A 19614-nucleotide genomic window follows, 5' to 3' on the forward strand; every position below is an offset into this window, starting at 1 on the left:
GTTAGACTGTCAGTGCTGCATTGCAAAGTAGTTGAAAAGTTCGCGGTACACAGATTTGTTCGAAAACAGATTCTTGGCTTTATTTTGGTTGTGGGTGCGGGCGCCCGTGTCTTTTTTTATGTCAAACTCAAAGCTTTTCAAGAATTTCTTAATGTCAGACTCGCTCTTTATTATTGTCGAAGGGAAGTCTGATCCCAAGCACTCTTGGCCAAGAGGGTTGGTGAAGAGATGCTTTCCGGCAAATACCGCTTCGACACTTTTAAAGTTTAGTCCGCCCTGCACGATCACTGGATTCAAGGATACATCAATTTTGTCGTAGAATTCGCTAATATTATCTACAAACCCCAGCGATTCAATATTTGCATCGTAAAATGTCTTTGGCAATATTGCTGGCGCATTGCTCACAGATCCTGCGATGTAGAGTTTGCTGTCGGGGGAGTGTTGTTTAATTGCAGGCCACCACTCATCCAAGATGTGAATCAAGGATTTTACATTCGCGGACATTTGCCCCCCAATGAATCCAAACGCTAATGGCTTGCCTGGCGCTCGTCTTCTTATAGGTGAAAGCGCGTAATCAAAGCCAGATGATGCTTTGATTACATTGACAGACTTCGGTAATGTCTCGCTCAGAATTTGTTCATCCGAAGTGGAGATGGCAAGTACGGAATCACAAATTTTTAGCTTTCTTAGTTCTCGACGTTTTTCGTTGTTGGCGTTAAAGAACAGTCGCTCGCTGCGGTCAAGAATCTGTTGGTTTCGGGTAAATTGAACGTCATGAGTGTCGCAGATAAGTTTGAAATTATCGCGATCATGCTTTATGTATTTTACTGAGTCCATCATCCATGCATATGATACGATGATTGATTTATAGCGGTTGGCAACATGTAGCGAATTAGCCCAGCGCTTACAGGACTCAGTTGGCCTAAATTCAGCTCGCTCGGAAAAAAGATCCGGCAAATCAGCGGATTTTCCAAGAGCCTTTCGAGCTCTAATTTCAATTGTTCTTTTATATTGTTGAAATTTCGAGGGCTTTTTCTTGTTGTTTTTATAGAAATAGACATTATTGCAGAATGTTTCTAGGGCGGTTTTGTATCGTGTTTGTGGTGTATTGGTTGGTGCGGTGATTAACAGGTCTACAGCAACGCCCTGTTTGCTCATGTTGAAAATTAAGTTGAAGGCGCGTTGGTGTGAGCCAAGTGTTAGAGGTAAAATAGGGCCTGGAAAAATTAAGAGGACGGAGGCTTTGCGTCGTGGGTTTTGACGATATCGTTTCATCTCACCATCTGGAAGCATGTGCCATACATTGCCCAGTCGGTGAGAATAAAAACTATTAAGCATTTTTTCTTCAATTTTGAAGTCAATGTTACCGAGGACGATTAAGTCGTCGGCGTCACCACATATATTCAGGAACTTATCGTTTTCGGTAACTTGTGTTAAGTTATCACCTTTAATCTTAGTTCCCTGAACAAAATAAATATTGTTAGGCTCGCTCGCCGCAAGTTTATTTACAGTCTCGATCTGTACGGTTGTGGCGGAAGTGGCGAATATAGCGATTTTTTTCATTGCTGATTACCGTACGAGATTTCCGTAAATGTCAATGGTTTTAATAAATCGTGGGTCCGGCTTGGCGGATTTCCCTTCGTTGACGATTTTTATGGCGGCGGTGCGGCTTTCCGATGAACGATAAGGGATTATAGAGTATTTTTTTGCCGAGACGTGTGCTTTGGCAATTGATTCGATCCATGCATAATCAATTTTAACTTTGTTCTTTCTGTAAGTAAGATCAAGTGTTGTATTGAGTGGGATATCTAGCTCAATAACTGCGCTATCGAGCAATTGCATAGGGGTATGCTTTTTGATTTCTGGGTTGTAATCATCCGCTGATAGATCTAACTGCTTTGCGATGGCAAGGTGGTTAGATGTTCCTTTTTCAAGCAGTAGGTTAGAATGAGTCAAATACGCCAAGTACTTGATTAGTCTTTCCCGTATAGCTTTGGCGCTTAGCCCCAAGTCTGACGATAAAGTCGAAGTCAGTCCTGCCGAGGAATAAATCGACCCGCCAAGGGATATTACTTTCTTTCCTTTGATCAGCGCTTCCAGGCCTACGGTGCTGTTAATAGTAACTACTACGTCTGACCAGTTGAGCCAGTAGTCAAGAGATTGTTCCGTGGAAACGCGGATATTTTTATAACGAGGAATGTTTGGTGCTGTCTCTGGTAGTTCTTCAGGATGTGGCCGCACTAAGAAGCTAGTATTGTGTTTATTTAAGGCATCGTAAATTTCAAAAAAGGCTTCGCGCATCGACCTGTACGAACTGTACATAATGATGTTAGTGTCTAGCTGTACCTGCAGTGGGAAGAAAATATTCTGTGCTGACTTAGTCGCAGGTTCAGGGTGTTCCGGTGCCACATTGAAAAGTTGTACAGTATTATTGTACTCTGGCTCTGGTAACGAGATCTGGTCGAGTTTTTCTGCGTTAAGATCATTTAGCGAAGAAGCGCCGTTCACACCTTGCCGATCTATGAATAGCGAGTTTTTCAGTAGGCCACGCTCGAGAAAGGCGCTAGGAATCTTTCTGTTTGCAGTTATTAGGCGCAGGATATTGGCTACGTAGCCTGTAAATCCATTCCACACAACAATTTTTTCAGGCTGGCAGGAGTCAATTATAGAATTTAGTGCGGTGTAGTGACGGTAAATGTCATTAATCGTCCTCACTCGCTGACCAGGCCAACCTATGCGGGGGCGTCGACGTTGCTCCGGCTGCATAACATCGTTGTAGGTGATGCCTTCTTCCAAAAGACTTTCAATTTTAGTTCCAACTGGAACAGGGCTGTTAGGAATGTGGTCTTCGAAAGCAATCGTTTCTATGCCTTCGTTCTCAAAGTAACGACCTTTTTTGTTCGAATACAGCAGAACAATTGGCTTGCACCCTAAATCTCGTAGGGTCGACGCCAGAGTCATGATCCTGTTTTGGTTCTCGAAATGATCGCCGCACTGGATAAGTATTTTCATGAGTACTCTAATGGACAGAATGCTTTGCGCGCACAGGCCCGCAAGATGTAATGCCATCCGTGGATGGCATTTCTGGATAAGTTAAGGCGCAACCGTCTCGGACGTATTTACACGACCATACCTGTCGGAAAATCGCACGATATCATCTTCGCCTAGATAGGAACCTGATTGAACCTCAATCATTTCAAGCGGAATCTTTCCTGGGTTTTCCAGAGCGTGAACGATGCCTACAGGTATATATGTTGACTGATTCTCTGTAAGTAAGATATCTTCGCCGCCGATTGTGACCTTTGCTGTGCCAGTAACTACAATCCAGTGCTCCGCTCTATGGTGATGCATCTGCACAGATAGCTTCTGTCCGGGAGCTACAGTGATGCGTTTGACTTGGTATCTATCGCCATAGTCAATGGAATCGTAAGCACCCCAGGGTCTATACACTTTTCGATGGCTGGTTGCTTCTGGTCGATAATTCTTCTTAAGTCTATCGACAATGTTTTTTACATCTTGCGCTTTATCTTTTGCCGCGACCATTACCGCGTCAGCTGTCTCAACAACAATCACATCCTTGAGGCCAACTACCGATACGAGCCTGTGCTCGGCATGAATGTATGTGTTGCTTGTATTCTCTATCAGTACGTCGCCTCGGCTAGCATTCCCGCTTTGATCTTTCTCGGCAATTTCCCAGACGGCTGACCACGACCCAACATCGTTCCACCCGGCATCGAGGGGTACAACGGTAACCTTGGATGAGCGCTCCATAACGGCATAGTCAATAGAGATGTCTGGGGCCTTGGCAAAGGCGTCAGGGCTTAAACGCTGAAAGTCAAGATCTGTTGAGACTCCGTTTAATGCCATTTCCACTGCAGACAGAACCTCTGGTGCGTAGGTCTGAAGCTCTTTTAACATTGCGCTAGCTTTAAATAGGAACATTCCGCTGTTCCAATAGTAGCGCCCGTCTTCCAAATATTTCCTGGCGGTGTCAAGGTTTGGCTTTTCAACGAAGGCTACTGCTGCCTGTGCGTGCGCCCCAACTTCACTTACTTTAATATAACCATAGCCTGTTTCAGGCTTGCTTGGAATGATTCCGAAGGTGACAATGTCGCCTTTTTCTGCTTCGGGAATACCAATTTCTATAGCGGATTTCAGTGCGGAGAGGTCATGGATAACATGATCGGCAGGTAGTACTAGTAGTAACTCATCGCGCCCTATGTTGATGGCTGTCAGAGTTGCAGCGGCAATTGCTGGGGCAGTATTGCGGCCTACAGATTCTAGTAGGATTGCGCTGGGCTTAATGCCCAGCGACCTGCACTGTTCTGCAACGAGAAAGCGGTGATCTTCGTTGCTGACGACTATTGGGGAAATGGGGTCATCAATAACTTTCGCCAGCCGTGTCAGAGTTGTCTGAAAGAGTGACTGGTCTGCGTTTATATTCAGAAACTGCTTCGGGTGAAGGGCGCGTGATAGCGGCCATAGTCTGGAACCCGAGCCGCCCGAAAGTATTACCGGGATCATGTAATTTCCCTATCCTTTGATCAGTGTGAGTTATTTATAAGCGCCGGTGGCCCGGCCCAATAGCATCGTTTGTACGATAGGAGATATGACTTTCTGCCATTCGTATACCGCTGCGTTAGTTACATAAATCGTGTCGTCAGGTTTAACGGCAATTTGTCGGGCATAGAATATTGCTGCCGGGTCACGCATGTTGAGGCGCAGAACTGTTGGTTTAACATTTTTACCGTTACCCATGCGGAAGACAAACACTCCCTCTGGGTTTGCATTAGCTTCCCGCAGTCCGCCAACGCTTCCTAGTGCATCTAACAAGCTTGTGTTTTGGCTTGGTAAGTCTTTTAGGCCTGGCTCAGTTACTGCACCCATTGCAACAAATCGTTGGCGGGCGCGATCTAGCACGACCTCTGAGTTCGGGCGTAAGACCATGTTGTTTCCAGCGAGAACGTCTTCGTAATTGAACTGAAGTACTTCGCTGCCTGTACGAACTGTGACATTGACAAGGTGTGGTTCCATCACTGGGCCGCCGGCCTGATTCACTGCATCCAGAAGGGTAAGAGGGCCCTGCAGAGTGCTAAACCGGCCTGGAGTTTTGACGGCGCCTGCTACTAACACCGAGCCGGACAAATCGCCGACCAGCTCTACATGTGTTTGTACGTCAGTCGTAATTCCCTTTAGTTGGCGTCGAATCATATTTTCAACTTGATTCAGCGTCATGCCAGCTACAAATTGGCGACCCACATACGGCAGGGAGAGCATACCTTGTGCATCGATACGTGACTTCAGTTGAGTGCCGCCAGTAGCGAGGGGCGCAAAAACCGCAGATCCTTCGGGAGCGGTGTCGGCGATTAGCACGTTTAGCGTATCACCAGCGGCTAGGCGTACTTCGGCTGATTGAGGCTTAGTAATATTAGCTAGGGCAGGGCGAGGGGCACCTGTCATGAACGGGGCGATAGTACTGGCATTGATATCAACGAGATTGTAGGCCTCATTTTTACTTTCAATTGTGCCCTTGTACGGACCCGCGCCAGACAACGTGCCGCCACAACCTGCCAGCCCGATGGTCGCCAGCGCGAGAGCTGCTAGCTTCAAGTTTAACGTCTTGGGAACAGCCAGGGATTTAATCACGATGATCCTCGATCGAAGCCAGAATGAAGCGGGTGGTACCGTAAAGCATCAGCAGTCCAAGCAAAATCGTGGCAAGGTTATATAGCCGCTCTGGATACAGGGCGAGCTGTGGTGCATTAGGACTAACTACGGTCACCAAGGTGCGAATTTTTTTGCTCGCTTCAATCCTCGCGTTGTCGAGAGCGGCGACCGCAGTTTTATAAGTCTCTTCGGCAATACCTGCATCTAGAGTGAGCTGTTGGTAGCGGGACGCGACAACGTTCAATTGAGATCCTTGCGGAGACGATACCAACAAGCGCTTTTCTTTCGCCAGTTGCTGCGTAATCGCCTCAACTTTTTGCTTTTGCTGGCGCACTTGTGGTGCATCGCTTCGCAATTTAAAGGACATCTCGGTGAGCGCGGCTTGCTCTTTGGTGTACTGGCTCTCCAGGTCAGCAATGATCGTTGCACGGTTTTGAGCCGTGTTGCCGCCGTCCAATACCTTGTTCTCGTTTTGGAAGTTTAGAAGCTGAGTTTTGCGCGTGGAGTAGTTGGTTCTGGCTGTTTCGAGCTCGCCTTGTGCAAACTTCATCTGCTCTCTTGCAATGTTGTGGCTGACTTCGTTTACAAAGTGTTCGCTGGCTTGAAGTATAACGCGGAGCATTTTTTCTGATAGTTCGGGAGTGAATGCTTGTACTTCTACGCGCAGCAAGCCTGTAGTTTCGTCGTAGTGGGCTGATACCATTCGCTGGAAATACTTAAGCAGGTCTTCCTGTGGGGCGTTTTTATCGAGCCAGAAAAACACATCACCGCTCTGAGCTGAGTACTGCTCAATCCATTGAACGCGTTGCTCCAAAAGTAGCATCATATCCATGGAAGTAATGTACTCCCTCAGATAAAGTGTTTCTTCTCGCGAGGCCGGGTTTGTACCGGTAAGTAGAGTTGCTAGGCCTGGGACCTGAGCGCCTTGATTGCTTCCGTCTTGGCGGACGACCACTTGTGCAGAGCTAACGAAGCGGTCGATGGCAAATGCGCCGTAATAGACTGCTGCAAGGATCATTGGTAGAGCCACCATGGCAATCGCCAGGCCCCAGTGCTTCTTCTTACCAGTACTGCTCATATTTAGATGCATCCTTGAATTCAAACTGTGCTACTTAATTTTGGTTGAAATCAATTGATTAGGTGTTGTAGGCCTTTATGCCTTCCTCAACGTCATCAAAAATTTGTATTTCGCCGCCTCTGACGAGAAGTACGATGTCGCAAAGTTTTCTAATTTCTGGCATGTTATGAGAGACAAGCACGATGTTAGATTTTTGCATTTTTTCTTGAAAGACATCTGTGCACTTCTTTCGGAATTGCGCATCGCCTACTGACATTACTTCGTCGATAAGATAATAATCAAAATTGAATGCCATGCTCAGTCCGAAGGCGACACGCGAACGCATACCTGATGAATATGTCTTGATTGGTTCGTCAATCCAATCTCCGATCTCGGCGAACTCTTGAACATAACGGACTTTTTCGCGCATGGCTTCGCCAGTTGCGCCATAGACACGGCACACGAATTTAATGTTATCGCGGCCGGTCATACTGCCTTGAAATCCCCCAGTTAGACCTACGGGCCAGGAAATGCTTCGGTCGGTAGCGATAATGCCTGAGTCAGGCACATCGGCTCCGCCAAGCAAGTTCATCAAGGTCGACTTGCCTGCACCGTTTCGACCAATCAGGCCAATATTTTTTCCAGGCGGAATAGCCAGCGAAAGGTTGCGGAAGACGAACCTACGTCCTTTCGGTGTGAGATACGACTTGGTTACGTTTCTTAGCTCGAACACGTTTGGCCTGTACTTAACCGTTTTTAGTGGAAATCAGGTGCATCCTGCGGGCGCGATAGGCGCCCAAAGACAGGAACAGTAATACCAAGGTGAATGTAATGACATATGACTCGGAGACGCCATCTACCGGAATGTAGTGTGGTAGTACTTGGGCGCGGATGAGTTCAAGAATGTGCAAGAATGGATTAAGCAACAGAACTGGCATCATCGCTTGAGGAAGATAGCTTGCAGGGATTAGTACCCCTGAAATGAAATAAAGTGGGAAAAATGCCATGCGAATAATTACTTTTAGGCTAGGCATGGCATGAGTGATTAGTGCTAAAAGCATTCCCAATCCAAAGGCGAACAGTAGTCCTATGAGCAATGTTACGACCCATTGAAGAGGGCTATGTACCGACATGTCAAAGCCAAACCATGCAAAGCCAAATACTAGAATTGCGTACACCGTAGCGGCGATGCATGTCTCGACGAGAACACGAGCGATATAGGTGTCTAGCGGTTTGATTTGTTTGTAGCCGAACAAAGATCGGTTTTCACGGAGGCTATCCATGAGACGCGTAGCTGTGTTGCGATACAGCAGAAATGGTGCCATTCCGATCAGAATGAAAACTGGATACTCTACGCCGGCGACGGTGCGGCCGCGGAGCATCGCAAACAAAAGTGAGAAAAGCAGGAGATGAAAAATCGGTTCAAGTAGCATCCACACTGCGCCCATGCGGCTATCACCGACTCGTGCACGAGCCTCTCGTAGAACGAGAGCGAAGATGACTGATTTTTGAATCTGGAGGGGGGAACGAGGCTTCAAGATGGCGACCGCAAAGCAAAGCAGCGCGCCTAAGCACGCCGGAATTCATCTTCAGGAAAGGCTCACCCTAGGTGACTTCACTCGGAATATTCCGGAAACTTCCCTGTTCTAAGGGGTGAAAGGTTAAGCGGCCGAGGGCATAAGCGTCAAGCAGGGTCAGCGATTCGCCCAAAAAGTTCGATTCAATCCACTCTGTTTAAGACGAATGGCTAGGCTGCACCATGGTGGCATATTGGCATCTTCTGGTGGTGGTACGCTACCAATAGCGTCGTTAACGCAATGTGCCTGCGGTCCCATTCTTCACCCTGGGCACAGGGAAGGCTCGCCTCAGGAGAAGGGTCAGAGCCTCTAAATGAAGGGCGCGACCCCATCCCAATGGGGGCCATAGCGTATAATGGCCGTCAATGAATCTGACGTTCACAGCTTTGATCAACTCATCCCTTGCAACAAGGACTTCTTTGCAATGGCGTTTTACCGTACACCTAACAATGTCACTGCTTTGCCAACCTGGAAGGCGCTTCAGCAACACCGCGACGTCATGCAAGGCTTCAGCATGCGCGAAGCGTTCGCCGCCGATGCCAAACGCTTCGACCAGTTCTCCCTGAGCTGCTGCGGCCTGTTCCTCGACTATTCGAAAAACCTGATCACCGAGCAAAGCCGCGAACTGCTGGTCAACCTGGCCAATGACGTGGGCCTGCAGGACGCCATCAAGTCGATGTTCAGCGGCGAAATCATCAACGCCTCCGAAGGCCGCCCGGTGCTGCACACTGCCCTGCGCCGGCCCGTGGGCGACAAGCTCAGCGTCAACGGCGTGAACGTGATGCCGGAAGTGCACAAGGTGCTCAACCAGATCACCGAGCTGGTCGGCCGCATCCACGACGGCCTGTGGCGTGGCTACAGCGAAAAGCCGATTACCGACGTGGTCAACATTGGCATCGGCGGCTCGTTCCTCGGCCCCGAGCTGGTCTCCGAGGCGCTGCTGCCTTACGCCCAGCGCGGCGTGCGCTGCCATTACCTGGCGAATATCGACGGCAGTGAGTTCCACGAGCTGTCGGCCAACCTGCGTGCCGAAACCACCCTGTTCATCGTCTCGTCGAAGTCGTTCAACACCCTCGAGACCCTGAAGAACGCCATGGCCGCGCGTACCTGGTACCTGGCCCAGGGCGGCTCGGAAGCCGAGCTGTACCGCCACTTTATCGCTGTTTCCAGCAACAAGGCCGCCGCCGTGGCCTTCGGTATTCGCGAAGAGAACATCTTCCCGATGTGGGACTGGGTAGGCGGGCGCTACTCGTTGTGGTCGGCCATCGGCCTGCCGATCGCCCTGGCCATCGGTACCGCCAACTTCAAGGAACTGCTGTCGGGTGCCTACACCATGGACCAGCACTTCCAGACCGCGCCGTTCGACAAGAACATGCCGGTGCTGCTGGCCCTGCTGGGTGTGTGGTACGGCAACTTCTGGGGCGCCAGCAGCCACGCGATCCTGCCGTACGACCACTACCTGCGCAACATCACCAAGCACCTGCAGCAGCTGGACATGGAGTCCAACGGCAAGAGCGTGTTGCAGGACGGTAGCCCGGTGAAGACCGAAACCGGCCCGGTGATCTGGGGCGGTGTCGGCTGTAACGGCCAGCACGCCTACCACCAGTTGCTGCACCAAGGCACCCAGCTGATTCCGGCCGACTTCATCGTGCCGGTCGTAAGCTTCAACCCGGTGGCCGACCACCACCAGTGGCTGTACGCCAACTGCCTGTCGCAGAGCCAGGCGCTGATGCAGGGTAAAACCCGCGAAGAAGCCGAAGCCGAGCTGCGCAGCAAAGGCCTGAACGAAGCGGACATCGAGAAGCTGGCCCCACACAAGGTGATCCCGGGCAACCGCCCGAGCAACACCTTGGTGGTGGAACGCATCAGCCCGCGCCGCCTGGGCGCCCTGGTAGCGATGTATGAGCACAAAGTGTTCGTGCAGAGCGTGATCTGGGGTATCAACGGCTTCGACCAATGGGGCGTCGAATTGGGTAAGGAGCTGGGGGAGGGCGTTTACCAACGCCTGGTCGGGAGCCTGGAAGAAAGTGCCGAAGATGGCTCCACCCAAGGTCTGATCAACTACTTCCGCGGTCGTCACCGTGGCTGATCGTGATTGAACTGAAAATACAGTCGCGCACCAGGCTGTCCCATAAGGGGCAGCCAATATTTGGAGTTATTGCCAATCCGCTATCTCTGTCCCTGTTCATATCTTGGTAATCACTTCGATCCCATGCAGTATCCGTTCACACAAACTGCGATGCCCATGTGGATTTTGTTCAGAACGCATTCCGATACGCCTTTTTAGCTTTTGTATAGCAAAATCTCCCACGGAGGAATGCAGAAGACGAGGAGCTGCATTGCGGCTCCAAAATGCCGGGGCTCTGCGCTGCATGCTCTTGGCATACCGCAAACCAAATGAAGTCTCTGTGGTCTTCGGTGGCCAAGAGCATGTCATCAGAGCTATTCCTGGATCATGCGAGCGATTTCGGCGACACGCTGGGCAACCAGTGCCTCATCGGCCCGGCTCTCGACGTTCAGGCGCAGCAGGGGTTCGGTATTGGAGCCGCGCAGGCTGAAGCGCCAGTCAGCAAACTCGACGCTGATCCCGTCGGTGCGGTCAACGCTTGGATCCTGCGGCAGGTAGAACGCCAGAATTTTCTCGATGGTGCCCTTCACATCGGCCACTTCGTAGTTGATCTCGCCACTGCACGGGAATGCCGCGATACGCTCGTCCACCAGTTGGGCCAGGCTCTTGCCGGTGTGGCTCATCAGCGCGGCCACCAGCAGCCACGGGATGTTGCCGCTGTCGCAGTAGGCGAAATCGCGGAAGTAGTGGTGGGCGCTCATTTCGCCGCCGTACACGGCGTCTTCAGCACGCATGCGCTCTTTGATGAAGGCGTGGCCGGTCTTGCTCTGAATGGCGTGGCCACCGGCAGCGCGGACTTGTTCGATGGTGTTCCAGGTCAAGCGTGGGTCGTGGATGATCTTGCTGCCGGGGTTTTTGGCCAGCAGCATTTCAGCCAGCAGGCCGACCACGTAATAGCCCTCGATGAAGCGGCCCTGATTGTCGAAGAAGAAGCAGCGGTCGAAGTCGCCGTCGAAGGCGATACCCATGTCTGCACCAGTTTCCAGCACGGCCTGGCGGGTAAGCTCGCGGTTTTCCGGCAGCAGTGGGTTCGGAATGCCGTTAGGGAAATTGCCGTCTGGCTCGCCGTTGATGATGGTGATATCCAGCGGCAGGCGGGCCTTGAGCAGCTCCAGTACCGGGCCAACCGCGCCGTTGCCAGGGTCGGCCAATACTTTCAGGGGCTTGAGTGCGCCCAGGTCGATGTAGGTCAGCAGGTGTTCGATGTAGGCAGACTTGTCGAACGCTTCGCGCACGGTACCCGGCGTGGCCGCCTGAGTGCCAAGTTCGCCAGCTTCAACGCGCTGGCGGATGTCGTTCAGGCCGGTGTCACCGCTGATCGGGCGTGACTGCTCGCGCACCAGTTTCATGCCGTTGTAACCCTTTGGGTTGTGGCTGGCAGTGACCATGATGCCGCCGTCTGCCTGGTAATGGCTGGTGGCGAAATAGACTTCCTCGGTGCCGCACAGGCCGATGTCGATCACGTCGGCACCGCCTTCGGTCAGGCCTTGCATCAAGGCACGGGACAGCCCTGGGCTTTCAAGGCGCATGTCACGGCCGACCACGTAGCTGCGCCCACCCAGCTGGGCCACCAAGGCGCGGCCAATGCGGTAGGCGATGTCGTCGTTGAGGTCGGTCGGCACTTGGCCGCGGATGTCATAGGCTTTGAAGCAGCGAGTTTCGATAGGTGCGTACATACATCTCTCATATGCGGTGCCGACTGCAGGCACCGTCTAGAAGGGGATGGTGGGCAAAATGATTAGCCGCATGAATGTTGCTGCGCTGCCTCGCTGAGGCAGGCGGAGCCCGGCAACAATCGCCGGCGCTCAGTTGTTTCAAGGGTCTGGCTATCGAAGCGGGCGAGGGCATCTTCATTGAGACGGCCGCCGCTCTGCACTTCGATCAGAGCCGGAGGCATCATAGCTGGACTTTCCAGAGGATGCTTGGGGTGAGTTTGCCGAGCCGAAGCGGTCTAGGCCGTGCTGGCGGCAACTCAGCCCCTTATCTTGAGCCACGCAGCCATCAGTGAGCGATATCGGTTGGGCTTGAGGTGGTAGGCCGAATGATCGCTATATCCACGTGGTAGTTGGCATATTCGGTGGAGCGCGCTTCGGTGCGCAAAGTGGCGCTCAAAACTACCTCTTGCTGACGGTTGATTTCCGCCAAGTAATTTTGAAATTGGTGTTCTTTCACTATTATCAAAGCGACCGAGTCCGCACCTTGTGAAAGATGTAACTTCATCTCTGTAAGGCTGAATGCTACGGCCGTGTTGCGCTGATAAGTTTCTACCAGCTCACGAGTCGAAGCGATGTCCATATTCAAAGCGCCATTAAGGCCGCGACGATGTGCCAGTTTGCTTTGGGTAAGTACATGGCTGCACATCTGTAAAAAAAGCGACTCGTACCACTCCACAACCTTCTCCTTGTGCCGAAAGGGCGACATACTTACAGCAGATCGCGCCGGGTTGCCAGCTTATGGGGATAACTGGCAGATCTGAGCTGACGTGCGCTGTCTATGGGCGAATTGTCAGTTCTCTCAACGCGACTACGAAGCGGCTCTTGCTCGTGCAAAATCGACCGCGCACTGGCGGATCGTCACCCTGCGGAAATAGAACTTGGCTATTTATGGCTGACGTGCCACTGGGTGCACCGATTTGTGGCACTGTGCTATGTCGGCGCTTGCTGCTAAGCTTGCCGGCTGCATCATCCAGGCCACCCACTGGCCGGTCTCCCTGAACGTGAAACGATGAAAACCCTTAACCTCAAGAAGTTGTTTATGCCTGATATTTCAGCAGACACAGCCAGCCTTATTCATGCCATAGCCTCTGCCACTGCGGTAATCGCGGCGTTGATCGCGGCCAGTGCAATGATCCTGGCTCATATGACCTCGGATGTGAAAAACCAGCATTCCGAAGTGACCATTTCGCGGGCCTCGCAGGAGGTTACTAGCGTCAATGAATCGGAGGTCCAGGCGCAGTTGGAAATCCAGCAACTTCTGGAGCAGAACGACGCGCTGAAGGCCGAACTGGAGCGTGAGAGGGCTGATCGGCTCAAGCTGGAGGCCAGCCTCAAGCCCAGAGCGCTGACGCCGCAGGCGCAGGATGCATTCAAGGCATTGGCGGGGGAGCTGAAGGCTAAAACGCTGGCGCCGGTGGTGCTGCTCAATATCCACAAAGATGACAAAGAAGCTGTGCGCTTTGCCAAGGAAATTGCCGTTGCGCTGACCAAGGCGGGTGTACAGGTGCAGATCAAGCAGCTGCCGCTGCAAAAGCACAATACCGGTACCCAGGTGGTTGTGTATGCCGGGGCGGGCAGCGATGAGCTTGAGCAGGCGTTCAAGACGGCTGAGTTTGCTTCTGACATCAAACGCTCGGGGCAGAGCCCGCGGGTGAAGGTTGATGATGGGGATGCGATTGCCATTTCGGCGTTTATCAGTGTTTATCCTCGAACGGTGATTTGAGGGCTGATAGGGGGTGGTGGATGGCACCGGCTTTGCCGGTGTTCGCGGGGCAAGCCCGCTCCCACAGAAGGCTGCTCCCACAGAAGGCCACTCTGATGTAGGGGCGGGTTTGACCGCGAAAGGGCCGGGCCTGCTGGCCAGTTTCTACCGGACGTGTGGTGTTGTCGGTGCGGACGCATTCGCGGGTAAACCCGCTCCTACAAAAAGCGCGCCTCATGAGGTGGCGAGCTTCTCATCCTTCCGTTTCGCGGCAAGCGAGGCATAGCCTCGCCTGGGCTTGGCCTTTTAGTGGCGCTTGTTCTTCGCAATCTCGATGTCGTTCATCAGGGCTTTGGCCATGGCCAGCAGGTAATCCGCTGCGCCCAGCATTTTGTGGTCGTCTTCCATGTCGCCTTCGCGCACCAGGTGCTTGCAGTAGCCCAGCAGGACCGAGACGTGTTCGTAGGCATCATCGACGGGGACGCCGGGTTGGACGCGGAGCAGGTCTATGGTGGGGTTGCCGGCTTCGAGGAAGGTTTCGATGCCTGCGGTGAGGATGGGGGAGTGGTCGTTGGTTTTCATGGTGAAATTCCAGTGCGTTAACAGAATCCACCACCTCGATCTTTCTCACGGACAAAGGTGGCAGCCATTGCGCGGGGTGAGAAACCGATGCACTGAAAAACCGGCCAAGCCGAAGCTTGCCCGCGAATGGCTGCCATTGAACAGTAGAGCAGCAGTGCTTGTCAGGTTCTCACACCCGGTCACCAACATGGCGACCCGGTGAAGTTATCCCTGGGGCATTTCCCCGACAATTCAGCTGCTTCTGACTGGGGTGTAGGATAGTTCGCCTGGTTATCCAAGCTGAAGGGGTGGGGGCGAGGTTTCAGGAAAGTCTGACGCGCTGTGTGTGCTGTGAGGCCGAAGGGGATTGGCCAGCATGCCAGGGAAAATGTCTTAGCCGCGATCGCCGGCCGTTGTAGGAGCGGGTTACCCGCGAAAGGGCCGGGGCTGCTGGCCAGTTTGCAGCGGGCATTTGGTGTTGCTGCGGCTGGCGTATTCGCGGGTGAACCCGCTCCTACATTGATGGGTGGTGGGGCGGGTGTTTATGTCGGGCGGGCGTTGTTCGGCGAGTGTTGTAGGGCATTGGCCGGGTATGGGTGGGAAGGCGGTATCGGGAAAAACGGGACATGGCTACAGGTGCTGGGCCAAGGCATTGATGACGCTGGGCCGGGGCGGGCTGGGGCGAAATCGCCGCGGCTTTTGGGTGGGCGAAGTTGGGCGGGTTGGTGACCGATTCGGTAACCATTCGCTGCTGTCCGCTGCAGGGTTAGCCGCTAGGGTTGGTTGCGCAGCCGAAGGAAAACGGCTGCTGGAAAATGACCAACCCAAGGAGTGTTCACCATGCGCAATAACGTTCTGTCGTACCTGCTGTTGCCGCTGTTCGCCAGCTTGTCCTTCTCCCTTAGCGCTGCACCGGCCAGTACCACGGCGGTGGCCGAGCCGGTGCCGGTGGTAAGCCAGCAGCAGGTCGAGCAGCCGCAGCGGCTGGACCTGAACAAGGCTGATGCGCTGACCCTGCAGAAGGAGCTGAACGGCATCGGCAAGGCCAAGGCCGAGGCCATCGTGGCCTACCGCGAGGCCAATGGGCCGTTTGCTTCGGTGGATGAGCTGCTGGAGATTAAAGGGATAGGCAATGCGTTGCTGGAGCGTAATCGGGACAAGGTGATGGTGGAGTAAGAGGGGGGGGGCTGGGGCGGTGCCCTGGCCCGGCCTTTTGAGGGTGCGTGTAAAGCGGTGGCATTGTGCGTGCGTTGCGCCTGGCCGGCAGCACGTTGATCAAAAATTGGGCAGCACCTATCATGTGCATGAAGAATCACGCGACAGGAGGCGAAGATGATTGTAAAAACAGCAGCCCCTAAAAAGGTCGTTGCCAAGCGCAAAAAGACCGACAAGCAACTCACTCACGAAGACGTGCGTGTTGCAGCTCGTGGTGGTGAGTCTGCCTTCCGCTACTACGCCGAGAACGGAAAGCTTCCAGTCTCTAAGTGAGCGAATTTGTCAGCAGTAAAGGTTTCCGACCTCTTCAAAGAGTCGATAGGGTGGTACGACTTTTAGATCGTTTTTCATGATTACAAGCTCTGTGGTGATCTTCCTGACATTTTTGGCCGGGACGAGGAGCTTGACCTCGCTGATATGTTTCACATTCATCTTGCAACCACTGAAGCAGTACAGGCGAAGTGGCGCGCAGCCAGGTTGCAATTCAGGCGTACGACGGATCCAGATCATCCGGAGGACGATTTCTGGCTGATTTATGCCTATGACCTGCTTCGGGATGAGTATTTGCTACTGACGATTCTGCTCCCTGGGGCGCATAGCCGGGCGCAATGGGGCGCGTATCTGCGGGATCTCCACTCAAGTATCGTCGACCCTTGGATCAAGGGGCAGGTCATCTATGCCGATCCAGACGAAGCCGAATGAGCCTTTTCACGGGAATCAGGCATTTGTTCGGATAGGGGATACAGTTGCCCTTCATCAACCTCCCGCCATGCACCGCGGCTGTAACCCACCTGGCCAGTCACGCCTGTGAGGTCAGCGCTGTTCGCCTTGTTTGTTCCATTTGATAGCGGAGGGGGCGCAGTTCCCGCGTAAAGGGCTGCTGGCGCCTTGGGGTTAGCGGTCTTGCGCATCCTTGGCGTCCGCTTCGGCATTGCGCTCATGCACCTTGCGCAACTGTTCTTCGGTCAGCGGCAGTTTCTTGGCCGTGTCGCGCAGCAGCATCAGCCCGCCGACGATCGAGCCAAGGGCTAAGATGAGTATCAGCCAGGCATACCAGGGCATTGTCGTTCTCCTTTAATCGGGCCATGGGCAACGCGTGTACGAATTTTGATCAATTGGCCGTTCCGTTGGTTCAATTATAGGAGATCGCCCAACACAGGCCCATGTAGGAGCGGCCTTGTGTCGCGATGGGCTGCGCAGCAGCCCCAAGATTTCAGCTCAAGCACAAATTGCCGGGGCTGCTGCGCAGCCCATCGCGACACAAGGCCGCTCCTACAGGGGGCGTGGCAGGTCAAAGAGTTATGTGCACTTGCAGGTGAGCCATGCACTGTGAGGCCAATTCCATGACCCGCGGCCCCCAAAGCCTGCGCCACTTCGTTTACAATGCGCGCCGTTTTCGACTTGCCAAGAGACCCTGCCCATGTCCGCCTGCCAGACGCCCCTGATCGTCGCCCTGGATTTCCCTACCCGTGAGGCCGCCCTGAAGCTGGCTGACCAGCTTGACCCTGCGCTGTGCCGGGTAAAGGTTGGCAAGGAGCTGTTCACCAGCAGCGCTTCGGGCATTGTCGAAACCCTGTGCGACAAGGGCTTCGAAGTGTTCCTGGACCTCAAGTTCCACGACATTCCCAACACCACGGCGATGGCGGTAAAGGCCGCTGCCGAGATGGGTGTGTGGATGGTCAACGTGCATTGCTCCGGTGGCCTGCGCATGATGGCCGCCTGCCGTGAAGAGCTGGCCAAGCGCAGCGGCCCGCAGCCGTTGCTGATTGGCGTGACCGTGCTGACCAGCATGGAGCGTGAAGACCTGGCCGGCATCGGCCTGGATGTCGACCCGCAAGAGCAGGTGCTGCGCCTGGCGGCGTTGGCCGAAAAGGCGGGCATGGACGGTTTGGTATGTTCGGCGCTGGAAGCCCCGGCCTTGAAGGCCGCCCACCCGTCGCTGCAGCTGGTGACCCCGGGCATTCGCCCGGCGGGCAGTGCGCAGGATGACCAGCGGCGTATCCTCACCCCGCGCCAGGCACTGGATGCGGGTTCGGATTACCTGGTAATCGGCCGGCCAATCAGCCAGGCCGCCGACCCGGCGCAAGCGCTGGCGGCGGTGGTAGCGGAAATTCGTGGGTAAACAACCCAAAGAAAGACAGAAAGGCCAGCACGAAGGTGCTGGCCTTTTTCGTTTGGCGCGGCTGTGCAGTCTGAAATGGGTTTTTCTTGACACGGTGAAAATGCGCATGCGTCAAGTGTCCACGTTTTATGGATTGTGGACAGCGGGGGGATCTCGATGATCATGAGGTTCACAAGCCGTTCGCTGAAGGGATATGCCCCGGAGGCAAATCATGATTTGCGGTGGTGGTGGCAACGCTGAACGGCCCTTGGAAGTTGGCCAGCAGGCCCGGCCCTTTCGCGGGTGAACCCGCTCCTACACCGGGCGGTGCCGAACCACCGATGTGTGTACATCACCGATCAATGTAGGAGCGGGTTCATCCGCGAATACGGTGGCGGCGGCAACGGTGAACGGCCGGTAGGAATTGGCCGGCAGGCCCGGCCCTTTCGCGGGTAAACCCGCTCCTACGACGACCGTGCCAACACCATCAATCAATGTAGGAGCGGGTTCACCCGCGAATACGGTGGCGGCTGCAACGGTGAACGGTCGGTAGGAATTGGCCGGCAGGCCCGGCCCTTTCGCGGGTAAACCCGCTCCTACGACGACCGTGCCAACATCATCAATCAATGTAGGAGCGGGTTCACCCGCGAATACGGTGGCGGCTGCAACGGTGAACGGTCGGTAGGAATTGGCCGGCAGGCCCGGCCCTTTCGCGGGTAAACCCGCTCCTACGACGACCGTGCCAACGACATCGATCGGTGTAGGAGCGGGTTCACCCGCAAATACGATGGCGGCGGTAACGGTGAATGGCCATGGATATTGGCCGGCGGTTAAACCTTCAACACCAACTTGCCAAAATTCTCACCACTGAACAGCTTCAGCAGTGTCTCCGGGAAGGTCTCCAGCCCGTCCACCACATCTTCCTTGCTCTTCACCTGCCCACTGGCCAGCCACCCGGCAATCTCCAGCGCGGCCTTGCCGTAGTCCTTGCTGTAATCCATCACCACAAAACCTTCCATGCGCGCACGGTTTACCAACAATGACAGGTAGTTGGCCGGGCCTTTCACCGCTTCCTTGTTGTTGTACTGGCTGATTGCGCCGCAAATCACGATGCGCGCCTTGTAGTTGATGCGGGTCAGCACGGCATCCAAAATTTCGCCGCCGACGTTGTCAAAGTACACATCCACGCCCTTGGGGCACTCGCGCTTCAGGCCGGCCAGCACGTCTTCGGCCTTGTAGTCGATCACCCCGTCAAAACCCAGCTCGTCCTTCAGGTACTGGCACTTCTCGGCACCGCCGGCAATGCCGACCACCCGGCAGCCTTTAAGCTTGGCAATTTGCCCGACAATGCTGCCCACCGCACCGGCCGCGCCGGAAATCACCACGGTGTCGCCGGCCTTGGGCTGGCCAACGTCCAGCAGGGCGAAATAGGCAGTCATGCCGGTCATGCCCAGCGCCGACAGGTAGCGCGGCAGCGGCGCCAGCTTGGGGTCGATCTTGTGCAGGCCCTGGGGCTCGCCGGTGAAGTAGTCCTGCACGCCAAGGGCACCGCTTACATGGTCGCCCGGCTGGTAGCCCGGGTGGTTGGAGGCGACCACTTCGCCAACGCCCAGCGCACGCATCACCTGGCCCAGGGCCACGGGCGGGATATACGACTTGCCTTCGTTCATCCAGCCGCGCATGGCCGGGTCCAGCGACAGGTACAGGTTGCGCACCAGCACCTGGCCTTCGCCGGGTTGTTCGGCAGGTACGGTTTCGAAGCTGAAGTCGTCACGGCGCACGGCGCCGACCGGGCGTTTGGCAAGCAGGAAGCGGCGGTTGGTCTGGGTCATGGCGGGTCCTTGTGGGCAGTGGAGGAGATTAGGCGTTCAATCTACCTTGTTGATGAAGG

At 54.3% G+C, this 19614-nt stretch carries 18 protein-coding genes; 6 read left to right on the forward strand and 12 right to left on the reverse strand.

The window, feature by feature from the left end:
- Positions 1 to 9: 9 nt before the first annotated feature.
- From ACIP1G_RS21890 to ACIP1G_RS21920, 7 genes are all read right to left on the reverse strand, one after another.
- Positions 10 to 1563, reverse strand: a complete 1554-nt coding sequence (locus tag ACIP1G_RS21890) for a glycosyltransferase (protein ID WP_400740713.1) — start codon at positions 1561 to 1563, stop codon at positions 10 to 12.
- 6 nt (positions 1564 to 1569) lie between these two features.
- Positions 1570 to 3012 (reverse strand): hypothetical protein, encoded by a 1443-nt coding sequence (locus tag ACIP1G_RS21895; protein ID WP_400740715.1) that lies wholly within the window; start codon positions 3010 to 3012, stop codon positions 1570 to 1572.
- Between the two features lie 81 nt (positions 3013 to 3093).
- Positions 3094 to 4524, reverse strand: coding sequence for a mannose-1-phosphate guanylyltransferase/mannose-6-phosphate isomerase (locus ACIP1G_RS21900; protein ID WP_400740717.1), 1431 nt, complete (start codon positions 4522 to 4524; stop codon positions 3094 to 3096).
- Between the two features lie 30 nt (positions 4525 to 4554).
- Positions 4555 to 5646: a polysaccharide biosynthesis/export family protein gene (locus ACIP1G_RS21905; RefSeq protein WP_400740719.1), complete on the reverse strand. Its 1092-nt coding sequence runs from the start codon at positions 5644 to 5646 to the stop codon at positions 4555 to 4557.
- Positions 5639 to 6745, reverse strand: a complete 1107-nt coding sequence (locus ACIP1G_RS21910) for an ABC transporter permease (protein ID WP_400740721.1) — start codon at positions 6743 to 6745, stop codon at positions 5639 to 5641. Before ACIP1G_RS21910 ends, ACIP1G_RS21905 begins: the two co-directional genes overlap by 8 nt.
- A 58-nt stretch (positions 6746 to 6803) precedes the next feature.
- The gene (locus ACIP1G_RS21915; protein WP_400740723.1) at positions 6804 to 7457 is read right to left on the reverse strand and encodes an ABC transporter ATP-binding protein; all 654 of its coding nucleotides are present in this window, start codon (positions 7455 to 7457) and stop codon (positions 6804 to 6806) included.
- 13 nt (positions 7458 to 7470) lie between these two features.
- Positions 7471 to 8172 (reverse strand): ABC transporter permease, encoded by a 702-nt coding sequence (locus tag ACIP1G_RS21920; RefSeq protein ID WP_400740725.1) that lies wholly within the window; start codon positions 8170 to 8172, stop codon positions 7471 to 7473.
- A 553-nt stretch (positions 8173 to 8725) separates the two neighbouring features.
- Here ACIP1G_RS21920 and pgi point away from each other — a divergent pair.
- A complete protein-coding gene (gene pgi, locus ACIP1G_RS21925) occupies positions 8726 to 10390 on the forward strand; it encodes a glucose-6-phosphate isomerase (RefSeq protein WP_400740726.1) in 1665 nt (554 codons plus the stop codon).
- Between the two features lie 353 nt (positions 10391 to 10743).
- Here the strand turns inward: pgi and ACIP1G_RS21930 are convergent, their stop codons facing one another.
- Together ACIP1G_RS21930 and ACIP1G_RS21935 are read right to left on the reverse strand one after the other, a co-directional pair.
- Positions 10744 to 12105, reverse strand: coding sequence for a phosphomannomutase (locus tag ACIP1G_RS21930; protein WP_400740727.1), 1362 nt, complete (start codon positions 12103 to 12105; stop codon positions 10744 to 10746).
- A 325-nt stretch (positions 12106 to 12430) separates the two neighbouring features.
- Positions 12431 to 12820: a hypothetical protein gene (locus ACIP1G_RS21935; RefSeq protein ID WP_400740728.1), complete on the reverse strand. Its 390-nt coding sequence runs from the start codon at positions 12818 to 12820 to the stop codon at positions 12431 to 12433.
- 333 nt (positions 12821 to 13153) lie between these two features.
- Between ACIP1G_RS21935 and ACIP1G_RS21940 the strand changes: the two genes are divergently transcribed.
- The gene (locus tag ACIP1G_RS21940) at positions 13154 to 13867 is read left to right on the forward strand and encodes a hypothetical protein (RefSeq protein ID WP_400740729.1); all 714 of its coding nucleotides are present in this window, start codon (positions 13154 to 13156) and stop codon (positions 13865 to 13867) included.
- A gap of 285 nt (positions 13868 to 14152) precedes the next feature.
- Here the strand turns inward: ACIP1G_RS21940 and ACIP1G_RS21945 are convergent, their stop codons facing one another.
- Entirely contained in the window at positions 14153 to 14428 is a 276-nt protein-coding gene (locus ACIP1G_RS21945; RefSeq protein ID WP_400740730.1) for a DUF3077 domain-containing protein, read from the reverse strand.
- A gap of 819 nt (positions 14429 to 15247) precedes the next feature.
- Here ACIP1G_RS21945 and ACIP1G_RS21950 point away from each other — a divergent pair.
- The 3 genes from ACIP1G_RS21950 to ACIP1G_RS21960 all read left to right on the forward strand — a co-directional run bounded on the left by ACIP1G_RS21950 (position 15248) and on the right by ACIP1G_RS21960 (position 16324).
- Positions 15248 to 15583 (forward strand): ComEA family DNA-binding protein, encoded by a 336-nt coding sequence (locus tag ACIP1G_RS21950; RefSeq protein WP_400740731.1) that lies wholly within the window; start codon positions 15248 to 15250, stop codon positions 15581 to 15583.
- A gap of 156 nt (positions 15584 to 15739) precedes the next feature.
- Positions 15740 to 15895, forward strand: a complete 156-nt coding sequence (locus tag ACIP1G_RS21955; protein ID WP_400740732.1) for a hypothetical protein — start codon at positions 15740 to 15742, stop codon at positions 15893 to 15895.
- A 66-nt stretch (positions 15896 to 15961) separates the two neighbouring features.
- Complete coding sequence (locus tag ACIP1G_RS21960; protein ID WP_400740795.1) at positions 15962 to 16324, forward strand: type II toxin-antitoxin system YafO family toxin; 363 nt, start codon at positions 15962 to 15964, stop codon at positions 16322 to 16324.
- A gap of 192 nt (positions 16325 to 16516) precedes the next feature.
- On the opposite strand, the gene ACIP1G_RS21965 is transcribed toward ACIP1G_RS21960, so the two are convergent.
- Positions 16517 to 16684, reverse strand: coding sequence for a DUF2897 family protein (locus tag ACIP1G_RS21965; protein ID WP_346645854.1), 168 nt, complete (start codon positions 16682 to 16684; stop codon positions 16517 to 16519).
- A 358-nt stretch (positions 16685 to 17042) separates the two neighbouring features.
- On the opposite strand from ACIP1G_RS21965, the gene pyrF reads away from it, so the two are divergent.
- Positions 17043 to 17744, forward strand: a complete 702-nt coding sequence (pyrF, locus tag ACIP1G_RS21970) for an orotidine-5'-phosphate decarboxylase (RefSeq protein WP_010952851.1) — start codon at positions 17043 to 17045, stop codon at positions 17742 to 17744.
- Between the two features lie 809 nt (positions 17745 to 18553).
- Here the strand turns inward: pyrF and ACIP1G_RS21975 are convergent.
- Positions 18554 to 19555, reverse strand: a complete 1002-nt coding sequence (locus tag ACIP1G_RS21975; protein WP_400740734.1) for an NADP-dependent oxidoreductase — start codon at positions 19553 to 19555, stop codon at positions 18554 to 18556.
- Positions 19556 to 19614 lie beyond the last annotated feature (59 nt).

Origin of the sequence: Pseudomonas sp. NPDC089392, assembly GCF_044749595.1 — a bacterium.
Classification (GTDB): Bacteria; Pseudomonadota; Gammaproteobacteria; order Pseudomonadales; family Pseudomonadaceae; genus Aquipseudomonas.

Excerpts from the sequence above, each read along its gene's own strand:
- ACIP1G_RS21940 (WP_400740729.1), top strand. The coding sequence starts at position 13,154 with ATGAAAACCCTTAACCTCAAGAAGTTGTTTATGCCTGATATTTCAGCA.
- ACIP1G_RS21930 (WP_400740727.1), bottom strand. The coding sequence starts at position 12,105 with ATGTACGCACCTATCGAAACTCGCTGCTTCAAAGCCTATGACATCCGC.
- ACIP1G_RS21900 (WP_400740717.1), bottom strand. The coding sequence starts at position 4,524 with ATGATCCCGGTAATACTTTCGGGCGGCTCGGGTTCCAGACTATGGCCG.
- ACIP1G_RS21955 (WP_400740732.1), top strand. The coding sequence starts at position 15,740 with ATGATTGTAAAAACAGCAGCCCCTAAAAAGGTCGTTGCCAAGCGCAAA.
- ACIP1G_RS21920 (WP_400740725.1), bottom strand. The coding sequence starts at position 8,172 with ATGGGCGCAGTGTGGATGCTACTTGAACCGATTTTTCATCTCCTGCTT.
- ACIP1G_RS21975 (WP_400740734.1), bottom strand. The coding sequence starts at position 19,555 with ATGACCCAGACCAACCGCCGCTTCCTGCTTGCCAAACGCCCGGTCGGC.
- ACIP1G_RS21945 (WP_400740730.1), bottom strand. The coding sequence starts at position 14,428 with ATGAAAACCAACGACCACTCCCCCATCCTCACCGCAGGCATCGAAACC.
- ACIP1G_RS21895 (WP_400740715.1), bottom strand. The coding sequence starts at position 3,012 with ATGAAAATACTTATCCAGTGCGGCGATCATTTCGAGAACCAAAACAGG.
- ACIP1G_RS21890 (WP_400740713.1), bottom strand. The coding sequence starts at position 1,563 with ATGAAAAAAATCGCTATATTCGCCACTTCCGCCACAACCGTACAGATC.
- pyrF (WP_010952851.1), top strand. The coding sequence starts at position 17,043 with ATGTCCGCCTGCCAGACGCCCCTGATCGTCGCCCTGGATTTCCCTACC.
- pgi (WP_400740726.1), top strand. The coding sequence starts at position 8,726 with ATGGCGTTTTACCGTACACCTAACAATGTCACTGCTTTGCCAACCTGG.
- ACIP1G_RS21910 (WP_400740721.1), bottom strand. The coding sequence starts at position 6,745 with ATGAGCAGTACTGGTAAGAAGAAGCACTGGGGCCTGGCGATTGCCATG.
- ACIP1G_RS21965 (WP_346645854.1), bottom strand. The coding sequence starts at position 16,684 with ATGCCCTGGTATGCCTGGCTGATACTCATCTTAGCCCTTGGCTCGATC.
- ACIP1G_RS21950 (WP_400740731.1), top strand. The coding sequence starts at position 15,248 with ATGCGCAATAACGTTCTGTCGTACCTGCTGTTGCCGCTGTTCGCCAGC.